28 protein-coding genes and 3 tRNA genes are annotated in these 23,080 nt (G+C 70.6%); 24 read left to right on the top strand and 7 right to left on the bottom strand.

Features of this window, described 5'->3' with window-relative positions; translation table 11 throughout:
- Positions 1–30: 30 nt before the first annotated feature.
- The 4 genes from ACGWYJ_RS24560 (at position 31) to ACGWYJ_RS24545 (ending at position 3,873) form a co-directional block, all read left to right on the top strand.
- The gene (locus tag ACGWYJ_RS24560) at positions 31–1,506 is read left to right on the top strand and encodes a cellulose binding domain-containing protein (RefSeq protein WP_395108676.1); all 1,476 of its coding nucleotides are present in this window, start codon (positions 31–33) and stop codon (positions 1,504–1,506) included.
- A 93-nt stretch (positions 1,507–1,599) separates the two neighbouring features.
- Entirely contained in the window at positions 1,600–2,364 is a 765-nt protein-coding gene (locus ACGWYJ_RS24555; RefSeq protein ID WP_395108675.1) for a fumarylacetoacetate hydrolase family protein, read from the top strand.
- 149 nt (positions 2,365–2,513) lie between these two features.
- Positions 2,514–2,588 (top strand) — tRNA-Gln (locus ACGWYJ_RS24550).
- A gap of 355 nt (positions 2,589–2,943) precedes the next feature.
- On the top strand, positions 2,944–3,873 hold the full coding sequence (locus ACGWYJ_RS24545) for a phosphotransferase enzyme family protein (RefSeq protein ID WP_285696038.1): 930 nt from the start codon (positions 2,944–2,946) through the stop codon (positions 3,871–3,873).
- A 3-nt stretch (positions 3,874–3,876) separates the two neighbouring features.
- On the opposite strand, the gene ACGWYJ_RS24540 is transcribed toward ACGWYJ_RS24545, so the two are convergent.
- Complete coding sequence (locus ACGWYJ_RS24540) at positions 3,877–5,091, bottom strand: hypothetical protein (protein ID WP_395108674.1); 1,215 nt, start codon at positions 5,089–5,091, stop codon at positions 3,877–3,879.
- A gap of 319 nt (positions 5,092–5,410) precedes the next feature.
- On the bottom strand, positions 5,411–5,788 hold the full coding sequence (locus ACGWYJ_RS24535) for a GntR family transcriptional regulator (protein ID WP_285696036.1): 378 nt from the start codon (positions 5,786–5,788) through the stop codon (positions 5,411–5,413).
- Between the two features lie 114 nt (positions 5,789–5,902).
- Here ACGWYJ_RS24535 and ACGWYJ_RS24530 point away from each other — a divergent pair, with 114 nt between their 5' ends.
- The 20 genes from ACGWYJ_RS24530 (at position 5,903) to ACGWYJ_RS24435 (ending at position 18,745) form a co-directional block, all read left to right on the top strand.
- The gene (locus ACGWYJ_RS24530; protein WP_285696035.1) at positions 5,903–6,052 is read left to right on the top strand and encodes a hypothetical protein; all 150 of its coding nucleotides are present in this window, start codon (positions 5,903–5,905) and stop codon (positions 6,050–6,052) included.
- Between the two features lie 105 nt (positions 6,053–6,157).
- Complete coding sequence (locus ACGWYJ_RS24525; protein WP_395108673.1) at positions 6,158–6,469, top strand: WhiB family transcriptional regulator; 312 nt, start codon at positions 6,158–6,160, stop codon at positions 6,467–6,469.
- A 239-nt stretch (positions 6,470–6,708) separates the two neighbouring features.
- Positions 6,709–7,269, top strand: coding sequence for a hypothetical protein (locus ACGWYJ_RS24520; RefSeq protein WP_395108672.1), 561 nt, complete (start codon positions 6,709–6,711; stop codon positions 7,267–7,269).
- A gap of 7 nt (positions 7,270–7,276) precedes the next feature.
- A complete protein-coding gene (locus tag ACGWYJ_RS24515; protein ID WP_285696031.1) occupies positions 7,277–7,414 on the top strand; it encodes a hypothetical protein in 138 nt (45 codons plus the stop codon).
- Positions 7,414–7,812, top strand: coding sequence for an RRQRL motif-containing zinc-binding protein (locus tag ACGWYJ_RS24510; protein WP_395108671.1), 399 nt, complete (start codon positions 7,414–7,416; stop codon positions 7,810–7,812). The genes ACGWYJ_RS24515 and ACGWYJ_RS24510 overlap by 1 nt, the downstream gene beginning before the upstream one ends.
- Positions 7,809–9,059, top strand: a complete 1,251-nt coding sequence (locus ACGWYJ_RS24505) for a hypothetical protein (RefSeq protein ID WP_395108670.1) — start codon at positions 7,809–7,811, stop codon at positions 9,057–9,059. The genes ACGWYJ_RS24510 and ACGWYJ_RS24505 overlap by 4 nt, the downstream gene beginning before the upstream one ends.
- Positions 9,056–9,340: a hypothetical protein gene (locus ACGWYJ_RS24500; protein WP_285696028.1), complete on the top strand. Its 285-nt coding sequence runs from the start codon at positions 9,056–9,058 to the stop codon at positions 9,338–9,340. The genes ACGWYJ_RS24505 and ACGWYJ_RS24500 overlap by 4 nt, the downstream gene beginning before the upstream one ends.
- Entirely contained in the window at positions 9,340–9,648 is a 309-nt protein-coding gene (locus ACGWYJ_RS24495) for a hypothetical protein (RefSeq protein WP_285696026.1), read from the top strand. Before ACGWYJ_RS24500 ends, ACGWYJ_RS24495 begins: the two co-directional genes overlap by 1 nt.
- Positions 9,645–10,007, top strand: a complete 363-nt coding sequence (locus ACGWYJ_RS24490; RefSeq protein WP_285696025.1) for a hypothetical protein — start codon at positions 9,645–9,647, stop codon at positions 10,005–10,007. Before ACGWYJ_RS24495 ends, ACGWYJ_RS24490 begins: the two co-directional genes overlap by 4 nt.
- Positions 10,008–10,019: 12 nt before the next feature.
- A complete protein-coding gene (locus ACGWYJ_RS24485; RefSeq protein ID WP_395108669.1) occupies positions 10,020–12,002 on the top strand; it encodes a hypothetical protein in 1,983 nt (660 codons plus the stop codon).
- Between the two features lie 441 nt (positions 12,003–12,443).
- On the top strand, positions 12,444–12,800 hold the full coding sequence (locus ACGWYJ_RS24480; RefSeq protein ID WP_395108668.1) for a hypothetical protein: 357 nt from the start codon (positions 12,444–12,446) through the stop codon (positions 12,798–12,800).
- Complete coding sequence (locus tag ACGWYJ_RS24475; protein ID WP_395108667.1) at positions 12,797–12,922, top strand: hypothetical protein; 126 nt, start codon at positions 12,797–12,799, stop codon at positions 12,920–12,922. The genes ACGWYJ_RS24480 and ACGWYJ_RS24475 overlap by 4 nt, the downstream gene beginning before the upstream one ends.
- 92 nt (positions 12,923–13,014) lie before the next feature.
- A complete protein-coding gene (locus ACGWYJ_RS24470) occupies positions 13,015–13,728 on the top strand; it encodes a hypothetical protein (RefSeq protein WP_395108666.1) in 714 nt (237 codons plus the stop codon).
- Positions 13,725–13,943 (top strand): hypothetical protein, encoded by a 219-nt coding sequence (locus ACGWYJ_RS24465; RefSeq protein ID WP_395108665.1) that lies wholly within the window; start codon positions 13,725–13,727, stop codon positions 13,941–13,943. The genes ACGWYJ_RS24470 and ACGWYJ_RS24465 overlap by 4 nt, the downstream gene beginning before the upstream one ends.
- On the top strand, positions 13,940–15,109 hold the full coding sequence (locus tag ACGWYJ_RS24460; RefSeq protein ID WP_395108664.1) for a bifunctional DNA primase/polymerase: 1,170 nt from the start codon (positions 13,940–13,942) through the stop codon (positions 15,107–15,109). The genes ACGWYJ_RS24465 and ACGWYJ_RS24460 overlap by 4 nt, the downstream gene beginning before the upstream one ends.
- Positions 15,106–16,314, top strand: coding sequence for a DUF3631 domain-containing protein (locus ACGWYJ_RS24455; RefSeq protein WP_395108663.1), 1,209 nt, complete (start codon positions 15,106–15,108; stop codon positions 16,312–16,314). The genes ACGWYJ_RS24460 and ACGWYJ_RS24455 overlap by 4 nt, the downstream gene beginning before the upstream one ends.
- A 208-nt stretch (positions 16,315–16,522) precedes the next feature.
- Positions 16,523–16,723, top strand: coding sequence for an AlpA family transcriptional regulator (locus ACGWYJ_RS24450; protein WP_285696016.1), 201 nt, complete (start codon positions 16,523–16,525; stop codon positions 16,721–16,723).
- The gene (locus ACGWYJ_RS24445) at positions 16,723–18,144 is read left to right on the top strand and encodes a tyrosine-type recombinase/integrase (RefSeq protein WP_395108662.1); all 1,422 of its coding nucleotides are present in this window, start codon (positions 16,723–16,725) and stop codon (positions 18,142–18,144) included. Before ACGWYJ_RS24450 ends, ACGWYJ_RS24445 begins: the two co-directional genes overlap by 1 nt.
- A gap of 268 nt (positions 18,145–18,412) precedes the next feature.
- Positions 18,413–18,485: transfer RNA gene (locus tag ACGWYJ_RS24440), tRNA-Glu, on the top strand.
- A gap of 187 nt (positions 18,486–18,672) precedes the next feature.
- Positions 18,673–18,745 (top strand) — tRNA-Glu (locus ACGWYJ_RS24435).
- A 20-nt stretch (positions 18,746–18,765) separates the two neighbouring features.
- Here ACGWYJ_RS24435 and ACGWYJ_RS24430 read toward each other — a convergent pair.
- The 5 genes from ACGWYJ_RS24430 to ACGWYJ_RS24410 are packed head-to-tail and all read right to left on the bottom strand — an operon-like array spanning position 18,766 to position 23,042.
- Complete coding sequence (locus ACGWYJ_RS24430) at positions 18,766–19,173, bottom strand: NUDIX domain-containing protein (RefSeq protein ID WP_395108661.1); 408 nt, start codon at positions 19,171–19,173, stop codon at positions 18,766–18,768.
- Positions 19,170–19,958, bottom strand: a complete 789-nt coding sequence (locus ACGWYJ_RS24425) for an S-adenosyl-l-methionine hydroxide adenosyltransferase family protein (RefSeq protein ID WP_395108660.1) — start codon at positions 19,956–19,958, stop codon at positions 19,170–19,172. The genes ACGWYJ_RS24430 and ACGWYJ_RS24425 overlap by 4 nt, the downstream gene beginning before the upstream one ends.
- Before the next feature lie 17 nt (positions 19,959–19,975).
- On the bottom strand, positions 19,976–20,275 hold the full coding sequence (locus tag ACGWYJ_RS24420) for a DUF202 domain-containing protein (protein WP_395108659.1): 300 nt from the start codon (positions 20,273–20,275) through the stop codon (positions 19,976–19,978).
- On the bottom strand, positions 20,272–20,631 hold the full coding sequence (locus ACGWYJ_RS24415; protein WP_395108658.1) for a YidH family protein: 360 nt from the start codon (positions 20,629–20,631) through the stop codon (positions 20,272–20,274). The genes ACGWYJ_RS24420 and ACGWYJ_RS24415 overlap by 4 nt, the downstream gene beginning before the upstream one ends.
- A gap of 5 nt (positions 20,632–20,636) precedes the next feature.
- Positions 20,637–23,042 (bottom strand): glycoside hydrolase family 3 C-terminal domain-containing protein, encoded by a 2,406-nt coding sequence (locus ACGWYJ_RS24410; RefSeq protein ID WP_395108657.1) that lies wholly within the window; start codon positions 23,040–23,042, stop codon positions 20,637–20,639.
- Between the last annotated feature and the right edge of the window lie 38 nt (positions 23,043–23,080).

The raw sequence follows: 23,080 nt of genomic DNA, 5'->3' as shown, positions 1-23,080 counted from the left end.
GCAGGGTCGACGCATGGGAAGGTGACCGAGTTGAGCGGCGAGGAGCCCGGGTACGTCCCCCCGGACCACAAGGACACCACCGAGTTCAAGATCCCGAAGCTTCAGGGCGCGTACGCCGGTCCCGTCCAGGACGGCGACGCGACCGGCCCCGGGACCGTCGCCGACGACACCCTGATGGATGGCACGGCCGGTTCCGGCCTCGCGGACACGACCATGCAGGACTTCCCGGCCGACGATCCTCCGGAGGAGGCGGGCCCGGCCGGCGCCACGCTGGTGGACGACCCCGGGGCCGAGGCGCCCTCAACGGTGACCGACTTCCAGGCCGACGCCGTCCCGGCGTCCGATGACGATGACCCCACGCCGCCCGTCCAGGGCGCCGTCCCCCTGCCCCCGTACGCGCTGGCGCAGGACGAGGCGGGGACCACCATGGTGGATGAGCCGGAGCCGACCCTGACCGACGCCGTCCAGCCCAAGCCCGAGGAGACCCCGGCCGAGGCGGCATCCATCGAGACGACCCCGGAGGCCGCCCCCGACTCCGTGCGGGTGGCGCCCATCCCGCCCGCCACCCCCGAGGTTCCGGCGGGGCCGTGGACGGAGCAGTTCGGCGCCGAGGAGGCCACCGGGCGGCAGCAGGCCGCCTTCGAGCAGGGAGCACCGGCGGCGCCCGAGGCGCCCGCCGGTCCCACTGAGCCGCACCAGGCGGCGTCCCCGATGCCGTCGCCTCCTCTCGCCGCTCCCGTCCCGCCTTCTGCCGGTCCCGCCGGTCCCACCGCGCCCGACGCGGCGTTCTCGCAGGCGCCTCCTCCGCCTCAGCAGGCACCGCTCGTCCCGGGGATGTCCCCGTCCGGCGGCCTGCCGCCCACCGGACCCATCGCGGGGACCGAGAACGGACGCTCGGGGCGCAGGCCCCTCCTCCTCATCGGGGCCGTCGTGGTCCTGCTGGCCCTGGGCGGCGCCGCCATCGCCTTCCTCATGGCCGGTGGCGACGACCCGCGGGGACCCGTCTCGCAGTCGTCCCCGCCCGCGGCACAGACGTCCCCTGCGGCGCCCGCACCGGCGCCCGGCGGCGGCGCCGGGCCGACCGGAAGCCCGGCACCCGGCGGCGCTCCGGACGGCGGTCCCGGCGGAGCCCCCGGCTCACAGGCTCCCGACGGCGGCGTCCCCGAGCCGACCGCGCCGCCCATCGGGCCGGTCGTCACCGGTGACGGGATCACCTACCAGCTCGTCCAGAGGGACCCCGGCTACTTCGAGGGCAAGCTGGTCATCACCAACCGGAGCCGCGAGCCGATGCGCGCCTGGCGGATCACCTTCACCGTGCCCGACGCCAACGTGAAGAACATCTGGGGCGGCCGGCTGGTCCGCAAGGGCGAGAAGGTGGAGATCAGCAACCTGGAGAACGCCCCGGCCATCCAGCCGGGCGCCACCTGGGAGATCCAGTACGGCGCGGAGGGCTCACCGGTCCAGCCGGAGAAGTGCCGGCTCAACGGCGAGCCCTGCGGGTCCTGACGGGCTCGGCCGCGGCCTGAAGGCGGCCCGCGCCTACCGGCCGGTTCTCACCTGCCGCCGGGCGCGGTCCGCGCCGGCGCTACCCTCGTGGCCATGCGTATCGCGAGGTTCACCACCGACGAAGGCGTGTCCTTCGGGGTGGTGGAGGAGAACACCGTCGCCGCCATCGCGGCCCACCCCTTCGGAGAGCTCACCTTCACCGGCCTGCGCTACCCCATGGCCGACGTCCGGCTGCTGGCGCCCATCCTGCCCAGCAAGGTGATCGCGATCGGCAGGAACTACGCCGAGCACGCCCGCGAGATGGGCGGCGAGGTGCCCGACGAGCCGGTGATCTTCGGCAAGCCGTCCACCGCGGTGATCGGCCCCGGAGAGGCCATCGCGTACCCGGGCAGGCTCAGCGAGCGCGTCGACTACGAGGGCGAGCTGGCCGTGGTCATCGGCCGGCTGTGCCGGGAGGTGCCCGCCGCCCGCGCCGGCGAGGTCATCCTCGGCTACACCTGCGCCAACGACGTCACCGCCCGCGACCTGCAACGCAAGGATGGGCAGTGGACCCGGGCCAAGGGCTTCGACACCTTCTGCCCCATCGGGCCCTGGATCGAGACCGAGGTCGACCCGTCCGACCTGGCCATCACGACCACCGTCAACGGCGTCACCAAGCAGGACGCCCGCACCTCCCTGCTGCTGCACGACGTGCCCGCCCTCGTCGAGTACGTCAGCCAGGTGATGACGCTGCTGCCCGGAGACGTCATCCTGACCGGCACGCCCGCGGGCGTCGGCCCCCTGGAGATCGGGGACGAGGTCACCGTGAGCGTCGAGGGCATCGGCGAGCTCACCAACCGGGTCATCGCCCGCGAATAGCCGCATTCCTGGCGGTGTGCCGCTGGGTGGCCCGCCCGGTCTCACGCGCTGAACGCCCGTGCGCCCGGGCCAATCGTTTTGGTCCAAGCCTCCGGGGTCCTGTATTCTCTTCGAGGCGCGAGCGGCCCCGACGGGGCCGTTTACCGCACTGGGGTATGGTGTAATCGGCAGCACGACTGATTCTGGTTCAGTTAGTCTAGGTTCGAGTCCTGGTACCCCAGCCAGCGAACTACCTGCGGCGGGAGCCTCACAGAGGCCCCGCCTGCATCGTCTCTGAGGTTCCTTGGGAACACATGGGGAACCATCGGGACTGAAGGCCCTCCCGCCCCCAGAGCGAGCAAGCGCCCCTCCTCCTCGCAGCGTCCTTGTTGAGGAGCGCTGCGGATCCTTTGGTCAGGGTCCCCGGTTCACCTGACGTGGACCCACCACAGGAGCCTGAAACCTCTGGTCAGTCCTGACCCGAGTTGCTGGCGCAGACCTCGCCCTCGACCTCCGTGCTGGCGAGGCGTGGGGGTGAGGACACTTGGTCCGGCCACCTCAGATCCAGCGGACGCCGGCGCAGCGGGTAGCGTGCCAAGCATGACGGGACACGGACCAGCTGCCGCCAAGCAGGGCGAGACGGAATCCTTCACCCGAGAGAACACCGCCCGCATACTTCGGCTGGCCTGTGAAGCGGCAGGGCAGGACCCACATGGCGCGTGGCTCCTGCGTCTGGGGTCGAACGCGGTCTACCGCCTCCAGGTGCCTGTGGTGGTCCGGATCGCTCGGAGCCCGGAAGACCTTCCTGAGGCAAGGCGTGGCGTCGAGGTTGCGCGCTGGCTTGAGTCGGTCGACTATCCGGCCGTGCGTGCCCTCGACGTCGAACAGCCGGTCATCGTCGAAGGGCTGCCGGTCACCTTCTGGGCGGCGGTATCCGATGATGGAGATGATTGGGCGTCTACCGCAGAAATCGCGCACGTAATTCGCAGGCTTCACCTGCTCGAATCTCCGTCTGGCCTCGACCTTCCCGCCCTCGACCCGTTCAGCCGCGCAGAAGATCGCATCCGTTCGGCTACCCGTCTGGTTGAGGATGATCGGAACTTTCTGACGGTGCGGCTCGCGAGGTTGAAAGCTCAATGGAAAGAATTGAAGCCAGTCCTGCCCCGTGGCGTGATCCATGGTGATGCCAGCGTGGGAAATGTGCTGCGTGATAGAGGCGGCATCCCAACCCTGATGGACCTGGACGGGTTTGCGATCGGACCTCGGGAGTGGGATCTGGTTTTGACTGCTCTCTACTATGAGCATTTTGGCTGGCATACGCAACAGGAGTATGCAACATTCGCGCGGGAGTACGGCTTTGACGTGATGGCGTGGGAGGGTTATCCCGTCATGCGAGACACCAGAGAACTTCTTATGGTGACGTGGCTGGCCCAGAAAGCAGGGGAGAACGCTCAAGTGGCATCGGAGGTCTGGAAGCGCATCGGCACTCTCCGAGATGGCGGGAGCCGCAAGGATTGGAAGCCTTGGTGAACTTCACCGCTGGCCGGACGAAGAGGCTATGCGCCAAAGACGCGACGCTCGGGCTTGCTCGTTGAAGGATGCGATTGCAGGGGACATGCCAATTGCCTGGAGGCGTTCACGGAACTCCCGAAGGTAACTCACGCAACGGGCCGACCTGAGTTGTTCACCTAGCTTCAACGCTTCGAGCGCCACCATGCATGCGCGCTCCGGCTCGCCCGCGTTGAGGTGAGAATCGGCAAGCACCATCGTTGCGAAGAAGTCGCTTCGCAGATAGACCCCATCATCGATCGTCCCAAGGCATTGGTCCGCGTACCTGGATGCATCTACCGGGCGGCCGAGGTCGCGGAAGCAATGCCCGAACTCCGCGGCAAGTTCAGCATCATCGAAGTAGCGGATCCACTCGGGATCGTCTTCGGGGTTCCTCCGCTCGAATTCTTTGACAGCCTCAGACAAGGCGAGATCGCAAGCTCGTGCGTCGCCGAGTCTCGCAAGGGCTCGCGCTTCCATGGCTGAGAAGTGGGCGGACAGGGTTGGTGTGGCAATCCCCTGGGTTCCGGCCTTGGCCGCGCGTGCGAGATTTGCCGCGTCTCGGAAGCGTCCTACGAACGTTGCCTGGTGGCTCATCGCGTCGAGGATGCTGGCTGCAAGTAGGCGGTCGTCGCCAGCCTGGGCCAAGCCCAGCGCCTGAATGAAGTATCGCTGTGCCAAGCTATGGAGACCGCTGTCATACGACATCCATGCGGCAAGAAGCGTTGCCTCAGCAACTGATGAAAAGACGTTGCGTCTTACTGAGTCCGTATAACGACCCCTAAGAAGACGCTCGCCATCGGTCGCAAGGTACTGGACGAGAGACTGACGGGCATGGCCGCCACCAAACCTGTTGTCCAACTGGGAGAACAGGCCAACTGTGGTCCGGAAGCGCATGACGTCGGATTCGCCGATGTTCGCCCCGTGAGTAGATAGATTTCCGGAGACGCTTGGATTAACCAGCCACCGTAGCGAGACGGACTCCCATGCACTGGGATCGACTTGTGGTCTCAGGACAAGTGAGGAATCGTCCAAGTCTGCGCGCCATAGTCGCGCCACGTTCTCGGCGCCATCGTTCAATGATTCGGGATACTCCAGGCCGAGGGTAAGCGGTGGGGCTTCGCCTGCGGTCGCCATTCCGATCTCTGAAAGAGCGACGCGCCTGCCGAGTCTTCGCCCCAGAGCCGCGGCAATGAACATGGGGGTTTTGCCGCGGGGACTCATGCCATCCAGCCATCGAGCCACGTATGTGTGATCGCACCGTCGAAGAGGCTCGCCCGCCCGTTGCGACTCGTCCAGGACGGCCCGGGCGAAAGCCTTGTGCGAGTCGAAGCCAGCATCGGCCATCAGCCGGGCGAGACGATCATTGGGGGTCCTGGCAGCCATGTCCTGCCCTGAGTGCACATCTGCGCCCCCCAGTGCGTCCTGTCGACCTCACTGGAGAGCGGCGAAGCTCTGGTCTGTGCCCAAGGCTAACGAGGTAGGCGAACCCCCGTCGATGATCCGCGCAAGGACTCACTCATTGAGCGGCGTCTTGCGGGGGAAGCCGGTCAAGGAGGTCCTGCACAGCTTGTTCGGCGCTGGCAAGTTCAGATCGTGCCTGGTCGATCCTCTCGCGAACCTTGACCAGCTCGACCCGAAGGTCTCGTTCGCTCGCTTTACGCACGGATGGATCCCGGACATAGGCGCCGCTGGCCTTCCGGACCTCGACGAGTCCTTCCTTCGCCAGCAGCTGAACGGCGGTGGCCGCGGTATTCAGGGCAACGCTGTGATCGGCCGCAAGCTGGCGAAGTCCGGGCAGCCGACTTCCTGCCGGATACCGGTCCCCGTGCTCGATCTCTGCCCGCAACAGGGCAGCCAGGCGCCGACTCGGCAACTGCTCATCCCGCTTCGCCACAGATCACACCCTAACTGAACCGTCTTGAGACGGAGGCTTGACAGCCCCTCCACTCGTCCCTACTGTTCCAATACAGAGCGACCGTACTAAGACGGTCGATCGGAGGTAGCAGACATGTTCCCCGAGCGTACGAGCAAGATTCCGCAGTACCTCGCGGTTGTCGCGATCGCGATTTACGCGGTCAACAACCCGCAGTCGGCCGCTGAGCTGGTCAACAAGATCGTTGGCGCGATCATCACGTTCTCCAACTCGCTGGGTGGCTGACCTGCGATGTTGCCGTCTCGCTCTCGTCCGGCACCGGCGCACAAGCCGCCAAGCGCGCCGCCGGTGCCGGGCTTCCAACCGATCACGGACCTCAAGGAGATCGCGATGGGCACTCGCCCTTCGGACCTGCCGTTGACCGTCCTGCTGTCGCAGGTGGCCGAGCGTGCGGAGTGCCGGCATGACCCGGACTTGCACACCGGCCCGGACAGCTTCGAGGTCGAGCCGCCCGCAGAGCGGCTGGCGCGGTTGGACGCGGCGCGTGAGGTGTGCCGCTCGTGCCCGGTGTGGGACCTGTGCCTGGACTACGCGGTGCGGGCGCGCCCGGCGCATGGGGTGTGGGCCGGTCTGCTGCCGCGTGAGCTGGCCGGGCTGCGCCGTGCGGTGCGGCGGCCGGAAGCGGGCGTGATGCCGCGCTGATTGTCCGATGCCCCGGGACGCCTCACCTACCACAGATCGACGTCCCGGGGTCCCTCTCAAAGGAAGGAACCTCCAACGATGGCCGATGACCCGACCAAGGGCAAGTCCTCTGACTGGCCGAACGGCGAGCCCAAGTCTGTGCGGGACGCCTACGACAAGCAGCAGTCCGGCAAGTCCGGCGGCAAGTAGCCGGCGCCAGACCTTGCCGGATCCCCGAGACCCTGTGAGAGGCCCTTGTGTTGTTCATCTTCGATGACGCCACCGATCGTGACCTGGCGTCCGATGGCGTGTCCCGGTACGGCGCCTACCTGCGGTTGCACCACTCCGAGTTCCGTTGCTGGGAGGACGACCCGATCACCGGTGATCCGGCCGAATTCGCGCGTGCCGCGTGGGAGGTGGCCCGGTCCCCGATCATGTCGCCGCCGTATGTCACGTGGACGTCCGAGCGGGTGCAGTCGGTGACCTTCGCCGTCAGCGGCTACGACGGCCGTTCGTTGATCGCCCGGGTGCAGATGGCCGTTCCGTGCCCCCAGGCGCTGGTCGAGGTGCGCGGGTTCGACGGGTGGACCCGGCCGCGGTGGAGCACCAGCTACGAGCCGCCCGAGGATGCCGCTCTGGCCGAGCGCCCGGCGATGCTGACCACCACGCACCTGCTGTGGAGTATCCCGCCCGAGCAGCTGCACACCCTGGCTGATGCGCCCGCAGAGCTGACCGTGGCCGACGCCAAGGCCGCCGTGAAACGGCTCGGCCGACTGCTGGACGAGCGACTGGCGCCGGTGCTGGCCGCGCTGGGGGAGTGAGGACGCGATGATCCCGAGCACCCCAGAGCAGCGCCCGCTGTCGCGATGCTGCCGGGCCCCAGTGCTGGCGACGCTGCGCGGCGTCCGCTGTTCCCAGTGCACCCGTTCGCTGCCCCCGCATCTGATCGTGGCGGAGGTGCTGTGATGGGCCGCCGTCGTAGCCCTGCCCGGTTCTTCGATCCGGCCGGCGCCCGGTACGGGTCGCCCACGTGGCCGTGGCGGATGGCGCCGCCGCACCTGCTGACCCGGCGGCAGTTGGCTGCTCAGGGTTTGCGTCCGGGCGGTCAGCCGGTCGCCGGTCAGGTGCTGTGGTACTCGCGCCGCTACCCCTCGCGTCATCGGTCGGGTGTGCGGGCGGCCTACCTGTACGACGCGTGGTTGGCGCTGCCCAAGCGCGCGTCGACCGATGCCCAGCGCGCGGCGCTGGCCAAGGCGCTCAAGGCGCGCCGCACCTGCCCCGAGTGCGGGACCGATGCCGGGTTCGTGCTGCCCGCGCACTGGGAGTCCTGCCCTTACTGCCCTGGATGGGAGGCCGCAGCATGAACGCCGTCCCGCTGACTCCGCTGGCTCTGGCCGAGGTCGAGCGTCGCGTTTTGCCGGAGTCACGCGACGCGTCGGCCCCAGCTGCTGGAGGCGATGCGTCGTCTGAGGCCCTGCACGACGCGTCGGGTCCGGCCGCGCTTGCAGAGCATGACACCTCCCGTCCGCAGGGCCGTCCCAAGCCCGAGGTCCGGTCGTCCAGGCGTCGCCGTCGGCAGATGACGCCCGCGGAGCAGGTGGCCGCGCTGAGGGAGCGGGTGGAGCGCAAGGAAGGCCGCGCTCGGGTCCGTGCGGAGGCGCGTACCCGCAAGGCCGAGCGGGTGTCCAGGCAGCGGCTGGCTGATCTGCGTCAGCGTTCGGTGCTGGCCGGGGAACGCGCTCGGGTGCGTCATCAGGTGGCGCAGTCGGCCGAGGCTCGCGCGTTGCGGGTGGAGCGCACCCGGACGCTGGCGCTGGCGGTCCTGCTGCCGGTGATGGCCGCGTTCGGTGCGTGGTCTGCGGCCGGTGTCCAGGCGGGCATGGTGACCCTGCTGGGCCTGGACACCGACGCGCCCGCCGCGGTGCTGGCCTGGCTGGTTGAGCCCGCGCTGCTGGGCGTGGTGGCCGGAGTGATCCTTATCCGGGCGCGGCTGCGCAGTGCGGGTGGTGATCTGGACGAGCGCGCCACCTGGATCGAATCGGGTGCGCTGCTGACCAGCGTCCTGCTGAACATGGCCGGCCACTGGCCCGAGCATCTTGACGGCGCAGGGCTGGCGACCCTGGCAGGACACACCCTGGGACCGGTCGGCGCAGCGAGCACCGCCTTTTTGATCAGCGTGGTGGAAGACGGTGTTTCGCGTGCCACCCCGTGGCTGCTGGCCAACGGGGAGCCCGCCCCCACCCTCAACGGTCCCGGCGATGAGGCGGCCCCGTCGCCGAGCCGTACCCGCGAGCCCGCCGAAGCGGCGGCGCCGCGTGTGCCTGCCCCGGCGCGCGTACCTGCCGCTGAGAACCCTGTACCCGACCGTGTACCCGTACCTGACCGGCCGCGCCAGCGACCTCACCTGGATGGTGAGCCGCTTCGGGTACGCGCTGCCGAGGTGTTCGCCACCGAGATGTCCGCCGGTGAGGTGCCCTCGATCCGCCGTATCAAGGCCGCGCTGCGCTGTGGCCAGGCCAAGGCCGCCGACATCCAGGCGTACCTGTCGGCCGAAGTTTCCGCCCGTGTACCTGCTTCGTCTGTCCCTGCCGTGAGGGAGGCCCGTTCATGAGTGCCCCGTCCCGTACCCGCCGCGCATCCCGTATTCGCCCGTCCCGCCGCCCGGCGCGCCGTACCCGGCGGGGACGGTTCCGGCTGGCGTTCATTGACCGGTTCATGCTGGCGGGGATCGCCGGTGGGTCGGTGTACCTGGTGTTGCTGCACCTGCTGGGGGTGGCCCCGAGGCCGGCCGCGGCCTTCGGGCTGGTGGTGTTCGGGTTCGCTCTGGGGGTGTTGGCCCGGATGCGGTACCTGCCCCGGCCGCGGCTGCGGATCACCTGGCGGAGCCGGTGATGGCCCTGGCGACGTCCCGCCCGCCGGTCGGCGACCGTAGCGGGCGCGGCCCCGGCGCGTGGGCGCTGGGGGTGCTGCGTGGCCTGCTGGCGGTGGGCTGCCTGCTGGCCCGCGCGGTTGCGGCGCTGCTGGGCGCGGCGCTGGCGGTCCCGCCCGACCTGTGGACGCGGATCGGGCACGCGATCGCCGATGAGTACCGCGCCGGCCGCGTGGGCGCGATAGACGCCGAAGTCCTGGACGATCCCGACCCTCAGCCCGGTGAAGGTTCGGCTGGTCATGACCCTTTCGACATGGAGGTGTGCAGGTGAGCGCACGCAAACGCATCCCGGAGCTGTCGAACATCCCGTTCACCGGCGCCAAGTCGATCACGCAGTACTCGCAGGCGTCCCGGGGCATCTGCCGGGACCTGGCGACCGAGTTCGACATGGCCGCCGACGAGGTGTACGGCGCGCTGATCGCCTCGCAGAAGGGCAACCCGCTGCTGTTGGGGGTGGATGTCAAGTTGCGCGCCCGCCGGGTGCGCAACCGGCTACGGCGCGCCTCTGAGCACGCCAAGGGCGCGGCGGTGGAGTCGGTGAAGTTCCACTCCCAGTTCCGCAAGGAGTTCGCCGACGTGCTCAACCCCCCCAAGCCGAAGAAGCCCAAGTTCGACTTCAAGGACGAGTAGCAGGGGAGCATCATGGCTGCTAGGAACACGCAGGTCGCGACCGTGGAGGAATCCTCCTGGGAGCGGGTCAAAGCCGCTCAGGCGTCCAAGCTGGCCACGCTGGCGCCGCCGTGGCTGATCTGGCCCATCGTCGCCGGGATGGGTCACACCGCGCACACTCTGTGGGGCCAGGCCGGTGGGCAGACCGCCGCGTGGTCGGCGATCGGACTGACGCTGGGCACCGGGGTGCTGTCCGGGGTGACATGGCTGGTCTCCCACACCCGCGGCATCCTGGGCCGCGGATCGGCGACCGTCACCACCTTCGCCACCGGCATGTGGGTCACCTCGTGCTCGGTGGCGGGCATCGGCCAGCCGGTGATCGGCTGGTTCCTGCTGGCCGGTGGCGTGGTGACCTGCGCGGGCTGGAACATCCGCACCGTCATCCGCAGCAAGCACGGTGTCTCCGGGGTGGTTGACCCGCTGGCGTTCCTGTTCGACCAGGGCAAGGGCAAGGCCGGTCTGGACGGCGCCCGGATGGCCACGATCAAGGCCGGTGAACGCAAGATCGAGGCCGCCATGGCGCTGCCCGCCGGTCAAAAGACCGTCGCGGACGTGCAGAAGAAGACCGAGCACATCGAGGGCGCCATGGGCCTGCCGCCCGGCACCCTCACCGTGTCCCCCGACACCGACCGCGCCGACCGCGCCAAGGCCACGCTGTCGGACCCGCGCATCATGCGCGAGCCGATCCCCTGGCCCGGCCCGTCCCGGCCCGGCGGCTCGATCGCCGAACCGCTGCGGCCCGGCGTCTGGCAGGACGGTGACGATGTCGAGTACGTCATCGTCGGACATCACCGCCAGGACATGGGCAAGACCGGCGCGGGCAAGTCCATCGGCGCCACCTGGAACATGCTGGCCGAGATCGTGACCCGCACCGATGTGGCGGTGTTCGCCGCCGACATCACCAAGGGAGAGCAGGCGCTCGGCCCGCTGCGCCCCGCGTTGCACCGCTTCGAGACCACCAAGCAAGGCGTCCGATCCCTGATCAACGACATCCACGCCCAGCTCAAGCCCCGAACCGACTGGCTGTCGGCCCGCGGCTACGTCAACTGGGAGCCCGGATGCGGCCTGACCTACTGGGTCCTGCACCTGGAGGAGTTCCCCGACATCGGCGAGGCCCTGGGCGATGCGGGCATGGAAACGTTGCTCAAGCTGCTCAAGGCCATCCGCTCGGCCGGCGGCAGCGTGGTCATGTCGTTGCAGCGCAGCGACTGGACGCAGATGCCCACCATCGCCCGCGGCCAGCTGGCCAACATGTGCTTCGGGGTCGCCAACTCCCACGACGCCGCATTCGGGCTGTCAGAGGCTCAGGAGGACGCTGGAGCGCGCCCAGAGCTGTGGGGGTCCAACCAGCCCGGCATGGCCTACCTGGACGCCCCAGGCATCGACCCGGCCCGCATCGCGATGCCGCTGCGCACCTTCGCCTGGCTCGACGAGCACGGCAAGCCCGACACCGCCGCGATCGCCGCGCACGCTGCCGCCTGGCCCGCCGAAGCCAAGACGGTGGACGAGTTCACCGCCGCCATCGCACGCAACACCACCCCCGCCCTGACCGCCGTCCACGACGCCCCCGGCAGCTCCTCTGCCGAGGACCAGGACAGCGAGGAGTGGAGCCCGGAGGACGACCTGAGCACGCCCGACCCGGACCCATCCCTGACCGCCGACATCGATGACCCGATCGAAGACGACCCGGACGACCAAGAATGGGAGTTCACCCCTCCCGACCCCACCATGACCGCCGCTGAGGCACGCCAGACGCTACGCGAGCGACTGGCCGAGTGGCTCGACGAAGGACGCCAAGACTTCACCACCGCCGACCTGTCAGACCTGTGGACCGCCGCCGGCCTGTCCCGCTCCTGGGCCCGCAAACAGATCGGCCAACTCCGGGAAGAGGGCGTCTTGGCCTACGACGACACGACCCAACGACACCTGCTGATCTCCCGACCGAAAGCCGCCTGAGCGCCCGCGCGTGTGCGCGCGCACGGCTGCGCGTGGGCTGCGCGCACACACATGTTGATCATGCTGGCACAGGTGGCACACGCAGGTGGCACCCCCGGGTGGCACGCCCTGGCACCCCCGGGTGGCACGCCCTGGCACCCCCGGGTGGCACGCCCTGGCACCCCCGGGTGGCACGCCGAGGTGGCACCCCCGCTCACCAGTAACCCAACCCCCAAACCCCCGCCAGGCCGCCACGCCGGGTGGCACCCCTGCCCGACCCGCACCCCTAGGGGGAGCGCGATGAACCGTTCGCCTCGCCGACTGCGCGGCGGCTGAGCGCAACGGGCGGTCCGACGCACAGCCACCAAGCGCGCCGCCGGACCGCCCTACCCCAAACCGATCACGGACCCCAACGGAGACCCGCAAGCCACCGCCGAGCCCTGGAAAGAGGCACCCACCATCATGACTCACAACCGGCCACCTGTCCCGCCCGCCGAGCAATGGCCCCTGCTGACCGGCCCGGACTGCCCGCGCTGCGACCGACCCACCGACGTGGAATGGATCGGCTCGGCCACCTCCTTGGACGGCACCGAGGTCAGCGTGTGGCACTGCCACGCCTGCCCCGCCGACTGGACCATCCGCACCACGCTGTGGTCCGTCCTGGACGGCCCCGACTGCCCCACCTGCGACCGCCCCGGCACCGTATGGGCCGCGCTCGACCCGGACGAGGGCGGGGACCTGCGGATCTGCCCGGACGGGCACGAGTTCACCCTCACCCCCGAGGGTCTGATCATCCTGCCTGGTGAGGGTGCGGCATGACCGGCCTGTCCCGCAACCAGCAACTACGCCTGATCGGCAACGGCGTCATACCCCGGCACGGCGCCGCCGCCCTGGCCCCGCTGCTGGCCGACCTGGCCGCCGCCCGCAGGGCCGCCGCATGAGGGGACTGGATGCGTCACCCGCAGGGCGCGACGCGTCGGCTGCCACCGGCGGGACGCGACGGGTGTGCGCCTGGTGCCAGGGACCGATCCCAGTGACCATGCGGCGGGACGCGGTGTGCTGCTCGACCCGATGCCGCCAAGCCCGGCACCGCTTCACCCGCACCATCGGCACTCACGAGGGGGGAGCCGTCGCGGGCGGCCGCCCGCTACGGCTGGCCTACGCCGACCCGCCCTACCCGGGCAACGCCCGGCTGTACCGCGGCCACCGCGACTACGCCGGGGAAGTCGACCACGCCACGCTCATCGCCCGGTTGACCACCTACGACGGGTGGGCGTTGTCGACCTCGGCCGCCGCACTGCCCGCTGTGCTGGCGCTGTGCCCGCCCGGGGTCCGCGTGGCCGCCTGGCACAAAGGCGAGCGACCCACCGCCAGCCGATGGCCGCTCAACGCCTGGGAACCGGTCATCTACTCAGGTGGCCGCCCATCGGATGTGTCGCGTCCACCGGCGGACGCGACACGCCGGGTGGACTCCCTCGTGCACGGCGTCGCGCCGATGACGACCCTGCCGGGCAGGGTGATCGGCGCCAAACCCGCCGCGTTCTGCCGCTGGGTCTTCGACCTGCTGGGCGCCGCCCCCGGCGACACCCTGGACGACCTGTTCCCCGGCTCGGGCGCCGTGACCCGCGCCTGGGCCATCTTCACCGGCCGCCCCGACCCGTCGCTCCCAGATGGAGACGACGCGTCGTCTGAGGCCGCGTACGACGCGTCGTGTTCCACCACGGCGAAACCCGAGGGGGTCGCGTGAGGACGACCTACCTGGAAGCCGGCCGCCCGGTCACCGTCCTGGCCCGCTGGCGGCCCCCGTCCAAGACCGACCCGGCATCGGCCTGCCCGCCCTGGCTGCACTGGCACGGCTCGTCCGGCACCGCGCCCCGCACCGCGCCCCGCAACGTCGCCATGCGCCGCGCGGACGGTTCGGTTGTCGTCCGTCCCTTCCGAGGACTGAGGAAGCCCACATGACCACCCCCACGCCCGCCAGTGGTCTGGACTGGCGTGATGCGCAGCACTTCGGCGGAGGGCACCGCCTGCCCTGCGTGCACTGCGGGCGCGGCGCGTTCTGCCTCGACGAGTCCGGCCGACCCTCCCACAAGACGTGCGCCGAGGCCGCCGCGCGCGCAGCGTCGGGCACCCGGCCAGGTGCCGACGCCCAGACGGCGCAACTCGTCGATGACCGCGCCGCGCCCGCGCAGGACCGTGATGGGGGCCTGTTGGCCGCCGCGCTGGCGTGCGCCGAGCGGGGATGGCGCGTCTTCCCCATCCGCCCCCGGGTCAAGAAGCCGCCGGCGGTGGCCGACTGGGAGGGCCGCGCCACCGCCGACCGCGCCCGCATCCAACGGTGCTGGCAGCACCGACCCTCCCTCAACGTCGGGATCGCGTGCGGCCCCTCCGGGCTGGTCGTGATCGACCTCGACCGGCCCAAACCCGGCCAGAGCCCGCCGCCCGAATGGGCCGGCGCCGCCGACGGCGCCCAGGTGCTCGCCGCGCTCGCCGACCGGCACGGCCAGCCCTACCCCGCCGACACCTTCACCGTTCGAACGGCCACGGGAGGCACCCACCTGTACTTCACCGCACCGCCCGGCGCCGAGCTGCGCAACACCACCGGACGGCACCGCACCGGCCTGGGCTGGCTGATCGACACCCGCGCCGCCGGCGGCTACGTCGTGGCACCCGGAAGCGTGGTGAACCTGCCCGACGGCACCGGCGCCTACCAGGTCGTCAACGACCGGCCGCCGGCGCCGCTACCGCCCTGGCTGGCCGACCTGCTGACCACCGCACGCACCCCGTCACCCCCTCCCTTGAGTGCCCCCACCGGCCGCGCGCAGGTGGCCGACCTGCCCGCCTACGTCCAAGCGGCACTCAAGGGGGAGGTGGCACGGGTGACCGGCGCCGTGACCGGTGGCCGCAACCACGCCCTCAACAAAGCCGCCTACAACCTCGGCCGCCTGGTCGGCGCCGGCGTGCTCCCCGAAGAGGCCGCCAACGACGCGCTATGGAACGCCGCCGCCGTCCACTTCTGCACCGGCCCCAACGCCTTCACACCCGCCGACGCACGCGCCACCATCCGGTCCGCGCTCGCCGCCGGCACCCGCACCCCGCGCACCATCACCAGGGGGAACGCAGCATGACCCACACTCACCCCGCCGACCGGCAGCCGATCGACGGTGCCGCCCTGCTGGACAAGCTCCGCGACGCCCTCACCCGGTACGTGATCCTGCCCAGCAGCTATGCCGCCGATGCGGTCACGCTGTGGATCGCCGCCACGCACGCACAACCGGCCTGGCCGCACGCCCCGCGGCTGGTGATCCGGGCACCGGAGAAGCGGTGCGGCAAGTCCCGCCTTCTGGACATGGTGGAGGCCACGTGTCACGAGCCGTTCATCACGGTCAACAGCAGTCCGGCCGCGGTCTACCGGTCCATCACCGATGACCCGCCCACCCTGCTGGTAGATGAGGCCGACACCATCTTTGGCGCCAAGGCCGAGGGCAACGAGGATCTGCGCGGGCTGCTCAACGCCGGACACCAGCGCAACCGCCCGGCCAAGCGCTACGACGCCAACCGCAACCGGGTGGAGTCCATCCCCACCTTCGCCATGGCCGCGCTCGCCGGCATCGGCGCCATGCCCGACACCATCGAAGACCGCGCCGTCGTCATCCGCATGCGCCGCCGCGCCCCCGGCGAGGCCGTCGCCCCCTTCCGGCACCGCCGCGACCGCCCACCGCTGCGCAACCTGGCCGACGAGCTTAACCGCTGGCTCCGCGGCAACCTGGCTGCCCTGGAGGTCGCCGAACCTCCCATGCCGGTCGAAGACCGCGCCGCCGACACGTGGGAACCCCTCGTGGCTGTTGCCGACCTCGCCGGCGGGCGCTGGCCCGAACGCGCCAGGGCCGCCGTCCTGGCCCTCACCGCCGAGGCCGACGACAACGGCCAACCCTCACCCCGGCTCCGCCTGCTGGCCGACTGCCGCGCCGCGTTCGGCGCCGACAACGCCCTTCCCACATCGGTGCTTCTGGAGCGGCTCAAGGCCGACCCGGAAGCGCCATGGGCCGACTACGGGCCTACCGGGCTGACCGCCATGCGGCTCGGCGCGCTGTTGCGCGAATACGACATCCGATCCGCCAACATCCGCTTCCCCGGTGGAGGCCAGGCCAAGGGCTACCAGCGCGCCGACTTCCTCGACGCATGGGCGCGCTACTGCCCCGCCGACGACCCCACAGACGACAACGCCGCACCGGCCACCGTGCTCACCCTCCCAGGGGTAGCCGTCCCACCCGTCCCAGCCGTCCCGCCCCAGGTCAGCCCCGGGACGGCTTCACCCCCTGGGACGGCTTGAGCCGTCCCACCGGACGTCCCTGGGACGGCTCAAGCCGTCCCACCCGAAAAGCCGTCCCAGGGATGACCAGCGAAAACGACCCTGGGACGGCTGGGACGGCTACCCCTGGCCCGACTCGACCCGCACCGGCGCACACGCCACCAAGCACGCCGTCGGCGACGGCAACCCCGCAGCAACTCCGACCGCCTCCTCAGAAGCGAGGACGCCCGTGAAGAAGACGGTAATTCGTTCCAACGAGAAACTCACACTGGCCGAGGTATGCGCAGAGATTAAGATCTCACGATCGACGTTCTACGAGTGGCGGGCTAAGGGCATCGCGCCGCCCTGCTACAAAATCGGCAACGGCGAGCTGCGCGTCAGCCGGGACGACCTTGACCGCTGGTGGGAAGAGCGCAAGGTGGACGCCTGATGGCCGACACGAGTTACAACGTCAGCGTTTACGCCATAGAGGCGCGTAAGAACGCCGCCGGTAAGGTCACCTCGTATCGCGTCGGCTGGAAGGTGGGAACGCAAACCTTTCGCGAGCCTTTCAAGAAGTCCGCTCAAGCGGATAGCTTCCGGTCTGACCTAGTGTCGGCTGCACGTAAAGGGGAGGCTTTTAGCCTCAGCACCGGCCGCCCTGTCTCCTGGCAGCGGGCAACGAACCGCATGAGTTGGTACGAGTTCGCCTGTGCGTTCGCGGACAGGAAGTGGAAGGACGCTTCCGCCAAGCATCGTGCGGACATCGCCCGTGTGCTCATGCTGGCGACGGTGGCTCTGCTCAAGGCCGACCGCGGGCGCCCGGACGACAAGGCGATACGTCACGCGCTCAGCAGATGGGCGTACAACACGAAACAGCGCCCGCACGCACCGGAACACGTCATTTCCGTTCTCAAGTGGGTTTCTCAGAACTTGCCCAACGTTGATGTCCTGGCCGACCCCGAGGTACTGGAGTCCGTTCTAGACGCCATCACCACACGGCAGGATGGCAAGCGGATGGCAGCCGTGACAGTGAAGAAGTATCGCGGCATCCTGCATAACGCGCTCGAATACGCGGTTCTGCGTAAAGCGCTGCTGGCGAACCCGTTGACAGGCCGGAAGTGGATTACCGTCAGAGCATCGAGCGAAGTGGACCGCCGTTCGGTCATCAACCCGGCGCAAGGACGCGCGTTCCTGGCCGCCGTCGAAAAGCAGGACCCGAGCGGTCGGCGACTCGTGGCGCTGTTCGGGGCAATGCTCTACTGCGGTCTGCGCCCCGAGGAAGCGGTGGAGATTGCGGAGCACAATCTCATCCTGCCGACGCGCGTCCTGAATCCGGCCACGGGGACGTACGAGGACCCCTCGGAAGAAGAGGACTGGGGAGAGCTGTACGTTGGCCCCGTCGCGCCGGAGGTGGCGCGTGATTGGACGGACAGCGGCGAACGGCGGGATAGCCGCGAGATGCCCAAGCACCGCGCCGAGGGGGAGACCCGCGGTCCCATCCCCGTGCCGCCGGTCCAGGTCCGGCTGTTCCGTCGCCACCTGGAGGAGTTCGGGACGGGCAAGGAGGGCCGGCTGTTCCGTGGGGTCCGGGCCGATGTCGTCCCCGGCGAGACCATCCGCAAGGTGTTCGGCCGTGCCCGGGAGAAGGTGCTCACGGCCAAAGAGCAGGACTCACCGCTCATGAAGCGGCCCTACGACCTGCGGCACACGTGCCTGTCGACGTGGCTCAACGCGGGCATCCCGCCCAAGCAGGTGGCCGAGTGGGCAGGCAACAGCGTAGACGTGCTGCTCAAGACGTACGCCAAGTGCATGGTTGGGCAAGATGCCGCCGCCCGCCGGCGGATCGCCGAAGCGCTAAAGGGTGGGTAGCGCGGTCCCACTGGGAACGGATGGGGAACGGTGGCGCGGTGACGCCCGTTGACCACCGGACATGGCCGGACACCGCGCTGAACCGCTTCCCGCCGGGTGACGCTGGTCGGAAGCGGTTTGGTGCGGTCACGATCACCCGCTAGAGTAGAGCCCGCTGGACGCCAGTTCGGATTCTGGTTCAGTTAGTCTAGGTTCGAGTCCTGGTACCCCAGCGTCTTCGGTCCAGGCTGTTCGTTGCATCGCCGGCCGCTGGCAATGGTTAGTTCCGGCCCCCGTCGTCTAGTGGCCTAGGACGCCGCCCTCTCAAGGCGGTAACGGCGGTTCGAATCCGCTCGGGGGTACGACCCAGGTCGTCGCGCTCGCCGCCTTCGGGCGGCGCACCGGTGACCTTGGTGTCGGCCCAGGTGATGTCTTTGGGAACCCCCCGGATGTTCGGGCTCCGCCCTCACGTCGCAAGATCGCCGTTGGACGGAATCGGGTTGTTCGGGTGGTGCTCTTCCGGGCATCATGGCTGTGGTCGTTGTTCTGGCCCCCGTCGTCTAGTGGCCTAGGACGCCGCCCTCTCAAGGCGGTAACGGCGGTTCGAATCCGCTCGGGGGTACCCAAGCGCGTCGGCTTCCTTCAGCCGAGCAGTCCCCGTTCGATGGCGAGGTCCAGGGCGGCCTGGGCGGCGGGTGCCAGAAGGTCCCGCTCCGACGGTGACACGTAGAGATACTCGTCGACCTCCGCGGTGGCCGTGATCTCGCCCCGGTAGGCGGCGGTGAAGCACGCCATCCTGACCTTGGTGTCGGCCGGCTGGTCGTGGGCGGTGGTGTAGACGACGCCCAGCTCGCGGAAGGTGGGACGGACCAGCGTCACCGACAGCTCCTCGCGCACCTCGCGGGAGAGGGCCGTCCAGTCGTCCTCGCCGGGTTCGCGCTTGCCGCCCGGAAGGTAGAGCAGGTCGCGGCCGCGAGCGCGCACCGCCAGCATCTTGCCCTGGGCGGCATGCACCCAGGCGACCACATCGAGATCGGGCACGCCGCTCATTGTGCCCTGCGCAGGGTCACGACATCCCCGCCGCCCAGCCCGAAACGCTTGGCGGCCGAACCCTGGTTCACCGCGACGCCCAGCAGCCCGGACGAGTCCTCCCAGACCAGCGGATGGTTCTTCGGCACCATTCCGTAGGTCGCCGCGTACGGGACGGGTGCCCCGTCGACGGACAGTTGTGTGCCGTGGGGCGTCGGGCCGAGGGCGGCCTCAAGGTCGGCGGTGGTGGCGTTGAGGATGAGGCTCCCGAAGCGGTCGACGTAGAGGATCGGGGCTCGCAGTTCCCCGTTGCCGATCGCGGGCTCGGGCAGGTCCAGCGGCAGCGGGTCGGTGATCTCGGGGCCCAGGTCGGCGAGGTCCGTGCCCTTGGCGATGTGCGCGGCCGCTGGGGCGAAGACGTCGCGGCCGTGGAAGGACGCCGACACGCCCGGCAGCCGGTAGGAGGGGTTCTCGATGGCGTGTGCCCGCACCGGCCCGCCCAGCTTCTCGGCGGCCGGGACCAGCAGCCCGTTGTCGGGGCCGACCAGCACGTCCCCGCGTCCGGTGACCATCGCGATCGGACGGCGGGCCGTGCCCACGCCCGGGTCGACGATGCCCACGTGGACGCCCTCGGGCAGGTACGGAAGCGCGTGCCGGAGGAGCATCGCGCCCTCGACGATCCCGTACGCGGGGACCTCGTCGGAGAGCGTGAGCACGGTCGCGCCCGGCGTGATCGTGTAGATGACGCCCGCGCAGGTCGCGGTGTAGGCGTGGCCGAAGTCGGTGGTCAGGCTGATGAACGGCACCTGACCGAGGGTAGCCGTCAGGCGCCGAGCGCGAAGAGCAGCCCCATGGCGGCGAACAGCATGGTGACGGCGGTCGCGAGCAGCACGGACACCGGATCGGCCAGGTGGTGGGGTGTGCGGCGCGGGTGGCGCTTGAGGGCGCGGCGAAGCTGGAGGGAGACCGCGCCGCAGACCGCGGCGGCGGCGAGGACGGCGCCGGGCGTGGACGGGGCCAGGCGTACGCAGAGCAGGCCCGCGGCGGCCAAGGCGAGGGTGGTGCGATACCAGGCGAGGGCGGTGCGTTCGGGCTGGGCTCCGCGGTCCCGCAGCACGCTCATCGGGTCACGAGGAGGGCGACGAGCAGGACCGTCGCGGCCAGGGCCAGGCCGTAGGACATGATCGGCGCCAGTGCCGGGGGAGGCAGGGTCTCGGAGCGGCGCAGGGCGCGCTCGGTGCGGAGCCAGCGGCGGAACGCCAGGCCGGCGATGAGCGCCCCGGTGAGGGAGAAGGCGATCGACAGGCCGTGCCGGAGGGGCGCCGTGAGCGTGTCGCCGGTCAGGGCCACGCCCACGCCGCCCGCGATCACGGCCAGGGCGGTGCGGATCCAGGCCAGGAAGGTGCGCTCGTTGGCGAGGGTGAAGCGGGGATCGGGATCGCTTCCCTCGGCGAGCAGCCGATCGGTCCAGCGGTCCATGCACGTCATCGTAGCGATCTTTCACCCGGTGCCCTCCGGCGGAGAAGGCCGCGCGTGCCCTGGCGGATCTCCGTGGCGAGCCGCAGGTCGGCGATGGAGCGACCGGCGTGCAGCCGGTACGGGCCGGTCAGGCGCTCGTCCAGGGGCACCGTCACGGTGACCGTCTCGCCCGGTGCCGCGTCCGCGACGGCGAAGCCCGCCAGGCGGAGGGGGAGGGACGGCGCCGAGGCGTAGCACTGGACGACCTCGCGGCCCGCCCGGTCGCCGGTGTTGCGCACGGTGACCTCGGCCGTGCCGCCCGGCCCGGACGCGGTCACCGACTCGTACTCCCAGGTGGTGTAGCCGAGGCCGTGGCCGAACGGGTACGCCACGTCCTCCGGGGCGTAGTACCGGTAGCCGATCGCGGTGCCCTCGGCGTACTCAAGGGTGCCGTCGGGCCCCGGCACCGGGGACAGGACGCCCGTCTCCGTGACCGGGAAGGTGGTGGGGAGCCGCCCGCCCGGCTCGGCCAGCCCCGTGAGCACGCCGGCGATGGCGTCGCCGCCCTCCTGCCCCGGCAGCCAGGACCAGAGGATGGCGGCGACCTCGTTCCGCCACGGCATCAGGACGGGCGCGCCCGCGTTGACCACCACCACGGTACGGGGGTTGACGGCGGCGACGGCCGCGACCAGCTCGTCCTGGCGGCCGGGCAGGGCCAGGGTCGTACGGTCGTAGCCCTCGCTCTCGACCTCGTCGTTCGTCCCGACGACCACGATGGCGGCGCCGGCGAAGCGGGCGGCCTCGACGGCGGCGGCCAGCTCGGCGTCCTCGCTCAGGTGGGGCTCCCGGTAGCCGATGCCGAACGTCAGGACGAGCGGCGGGTACGCGAAGGTGTGCCGCAGCTCGACGGGGACGGGCGTCCCGGCGGGCAGCTCGGCGGTCACCCGGTGCTCGGGCGGCTTCATGAGGGACTCGACGGCGTCCTCGCCCTCGGGGACGAGGGTGAGCGACGTCACGTCCGTCCCGACGCGGAACTCGAAGTCGCCGATGCCGGTGGCGGCGAAGGAGTGGACGCCGTCGCGGTCGGGCGTGAACCGGGTGCGCAGCACGATCTGCCGGGTCGCCATGGGGGCGCCTTCGCCGAGGAAACGCAGCGTGGCGGCGCGGCGGTGCTCCGACAGCAGCAGGCCGCCGTCGGCGTCCAGGTAGTCGGCCCGCGCGCCCGGCTCGCCGGTCTCGGGGTCGGTCATGAGCGCGAGCGGCGGCGGTGCCAGCCGCCCGTGCGGGTGGACGCCCGCGTGGACGGTGATCTGCGCGTCCCCGCCCAGGGCGCGCCGCAGCCCTTCCGCCGGCGTCACCACGTGCGCGGGCTCGACGTGCGCGCTGCCGCCGCCCTGCGCGGCGAACCGCACCGCGTTCGGGCCGATCAGCGCGACTCTGGTGTCGGCGCGCAGTGGCAGCGTGCCGTCGTTGCGCAGCAGGACCATGCCCAGGGACGCCAGGTCGCGGAGCCGGCGCCGCGCGTCGGGCGGCGTGGTGACCGGCGGCGGGCCCGGCAGCCCGTCCAGCGCGCCGACGCGGGCGGCGAGCCGCAGCAGGCGCAGCACCTTGTCGTCGATCAGCTCCTCGGCGACCTCGCCTTCGCGGACGGCCCGCACCAGGTTGTCCCGCCAGGGGGACGTGGGGAGCCCCGGCATCTCCAGGTCCATCCCGGCCTCGGCGGCGGGCACGGTGGAACGCAGCGCCGTCCAGTCCGAGACGACCACGCCGTCGAACCCCCACTCGCCCTTCAGCAGGCCGGTGATCAGCTCCCGGTGCTCGGTCATCGTGACGCCGTTGACCTGGTTGTAGGCGGCCATCACCGCCCAGGCCCCGGCGTGGCGGACCGTCTCCTCGAACGGGCGCAGGTACAGCTCACGGAGGGTGCGGTCGTCGATGAGCGCGTCGTAGGACATCCGCGCCGTCTCGGAGTCGTTGCCGACGAAGTGCTTGACCGTCGCCGCCACCCCGGCGGACTGCACGCCCCGCACGAACCCGGCCGCGATCCGTGAGGTGAGCAGCGGGTCCTCGGAGTAGTTCTCGAAGTGGCGGCCGCCCAGCGGGGTGCGGTGCAGGTTGACCGTCGGGGCGAGCTGGACGTGGACGCCCTTGTCGCGGGCCTGCGCGCCGTTCAGCCGTCCCGCCTCGAAGGCGGCGTCCGGGTCCCAGGTGGCGGCGAGCGCGGTGGGGCAGGGGAACAGCAGGCTGTGGTCGCGCTCGTCCCAGGTGGTGCCGCGCACGCCGCTGGGGCCGTCCGACAGCACGAGCGGGGCCAGGCCGATCTTCTCGGCCGGGCGCAGCGTCCAGAAGCCCGCCCCGGTCAGCAGCCCGACCTTCTCCTTCAGGGACAGCCGTTCCAGGCGTCGCCGCAGCTCGGCCTCGTGATCGGTCATGCGCCCTCCCCAACCCGGATGGTAGGGCAGGACCGCGC

The organism is Actinomadura sp. SCN-SB (assembly GCF_043906805.1).
In the GTDB taxonomy this organism is placed as follows: domain Bacteria; phylum Actinomycetota; class Actinomycetes; order Streptosporangiales; family Streptosporangiaceae; genus Spirillospora.
Note: the sequence above shows the minus strand (reverse complement) of the source record. Positions and strands in the feature narration are given on the sequence as shown.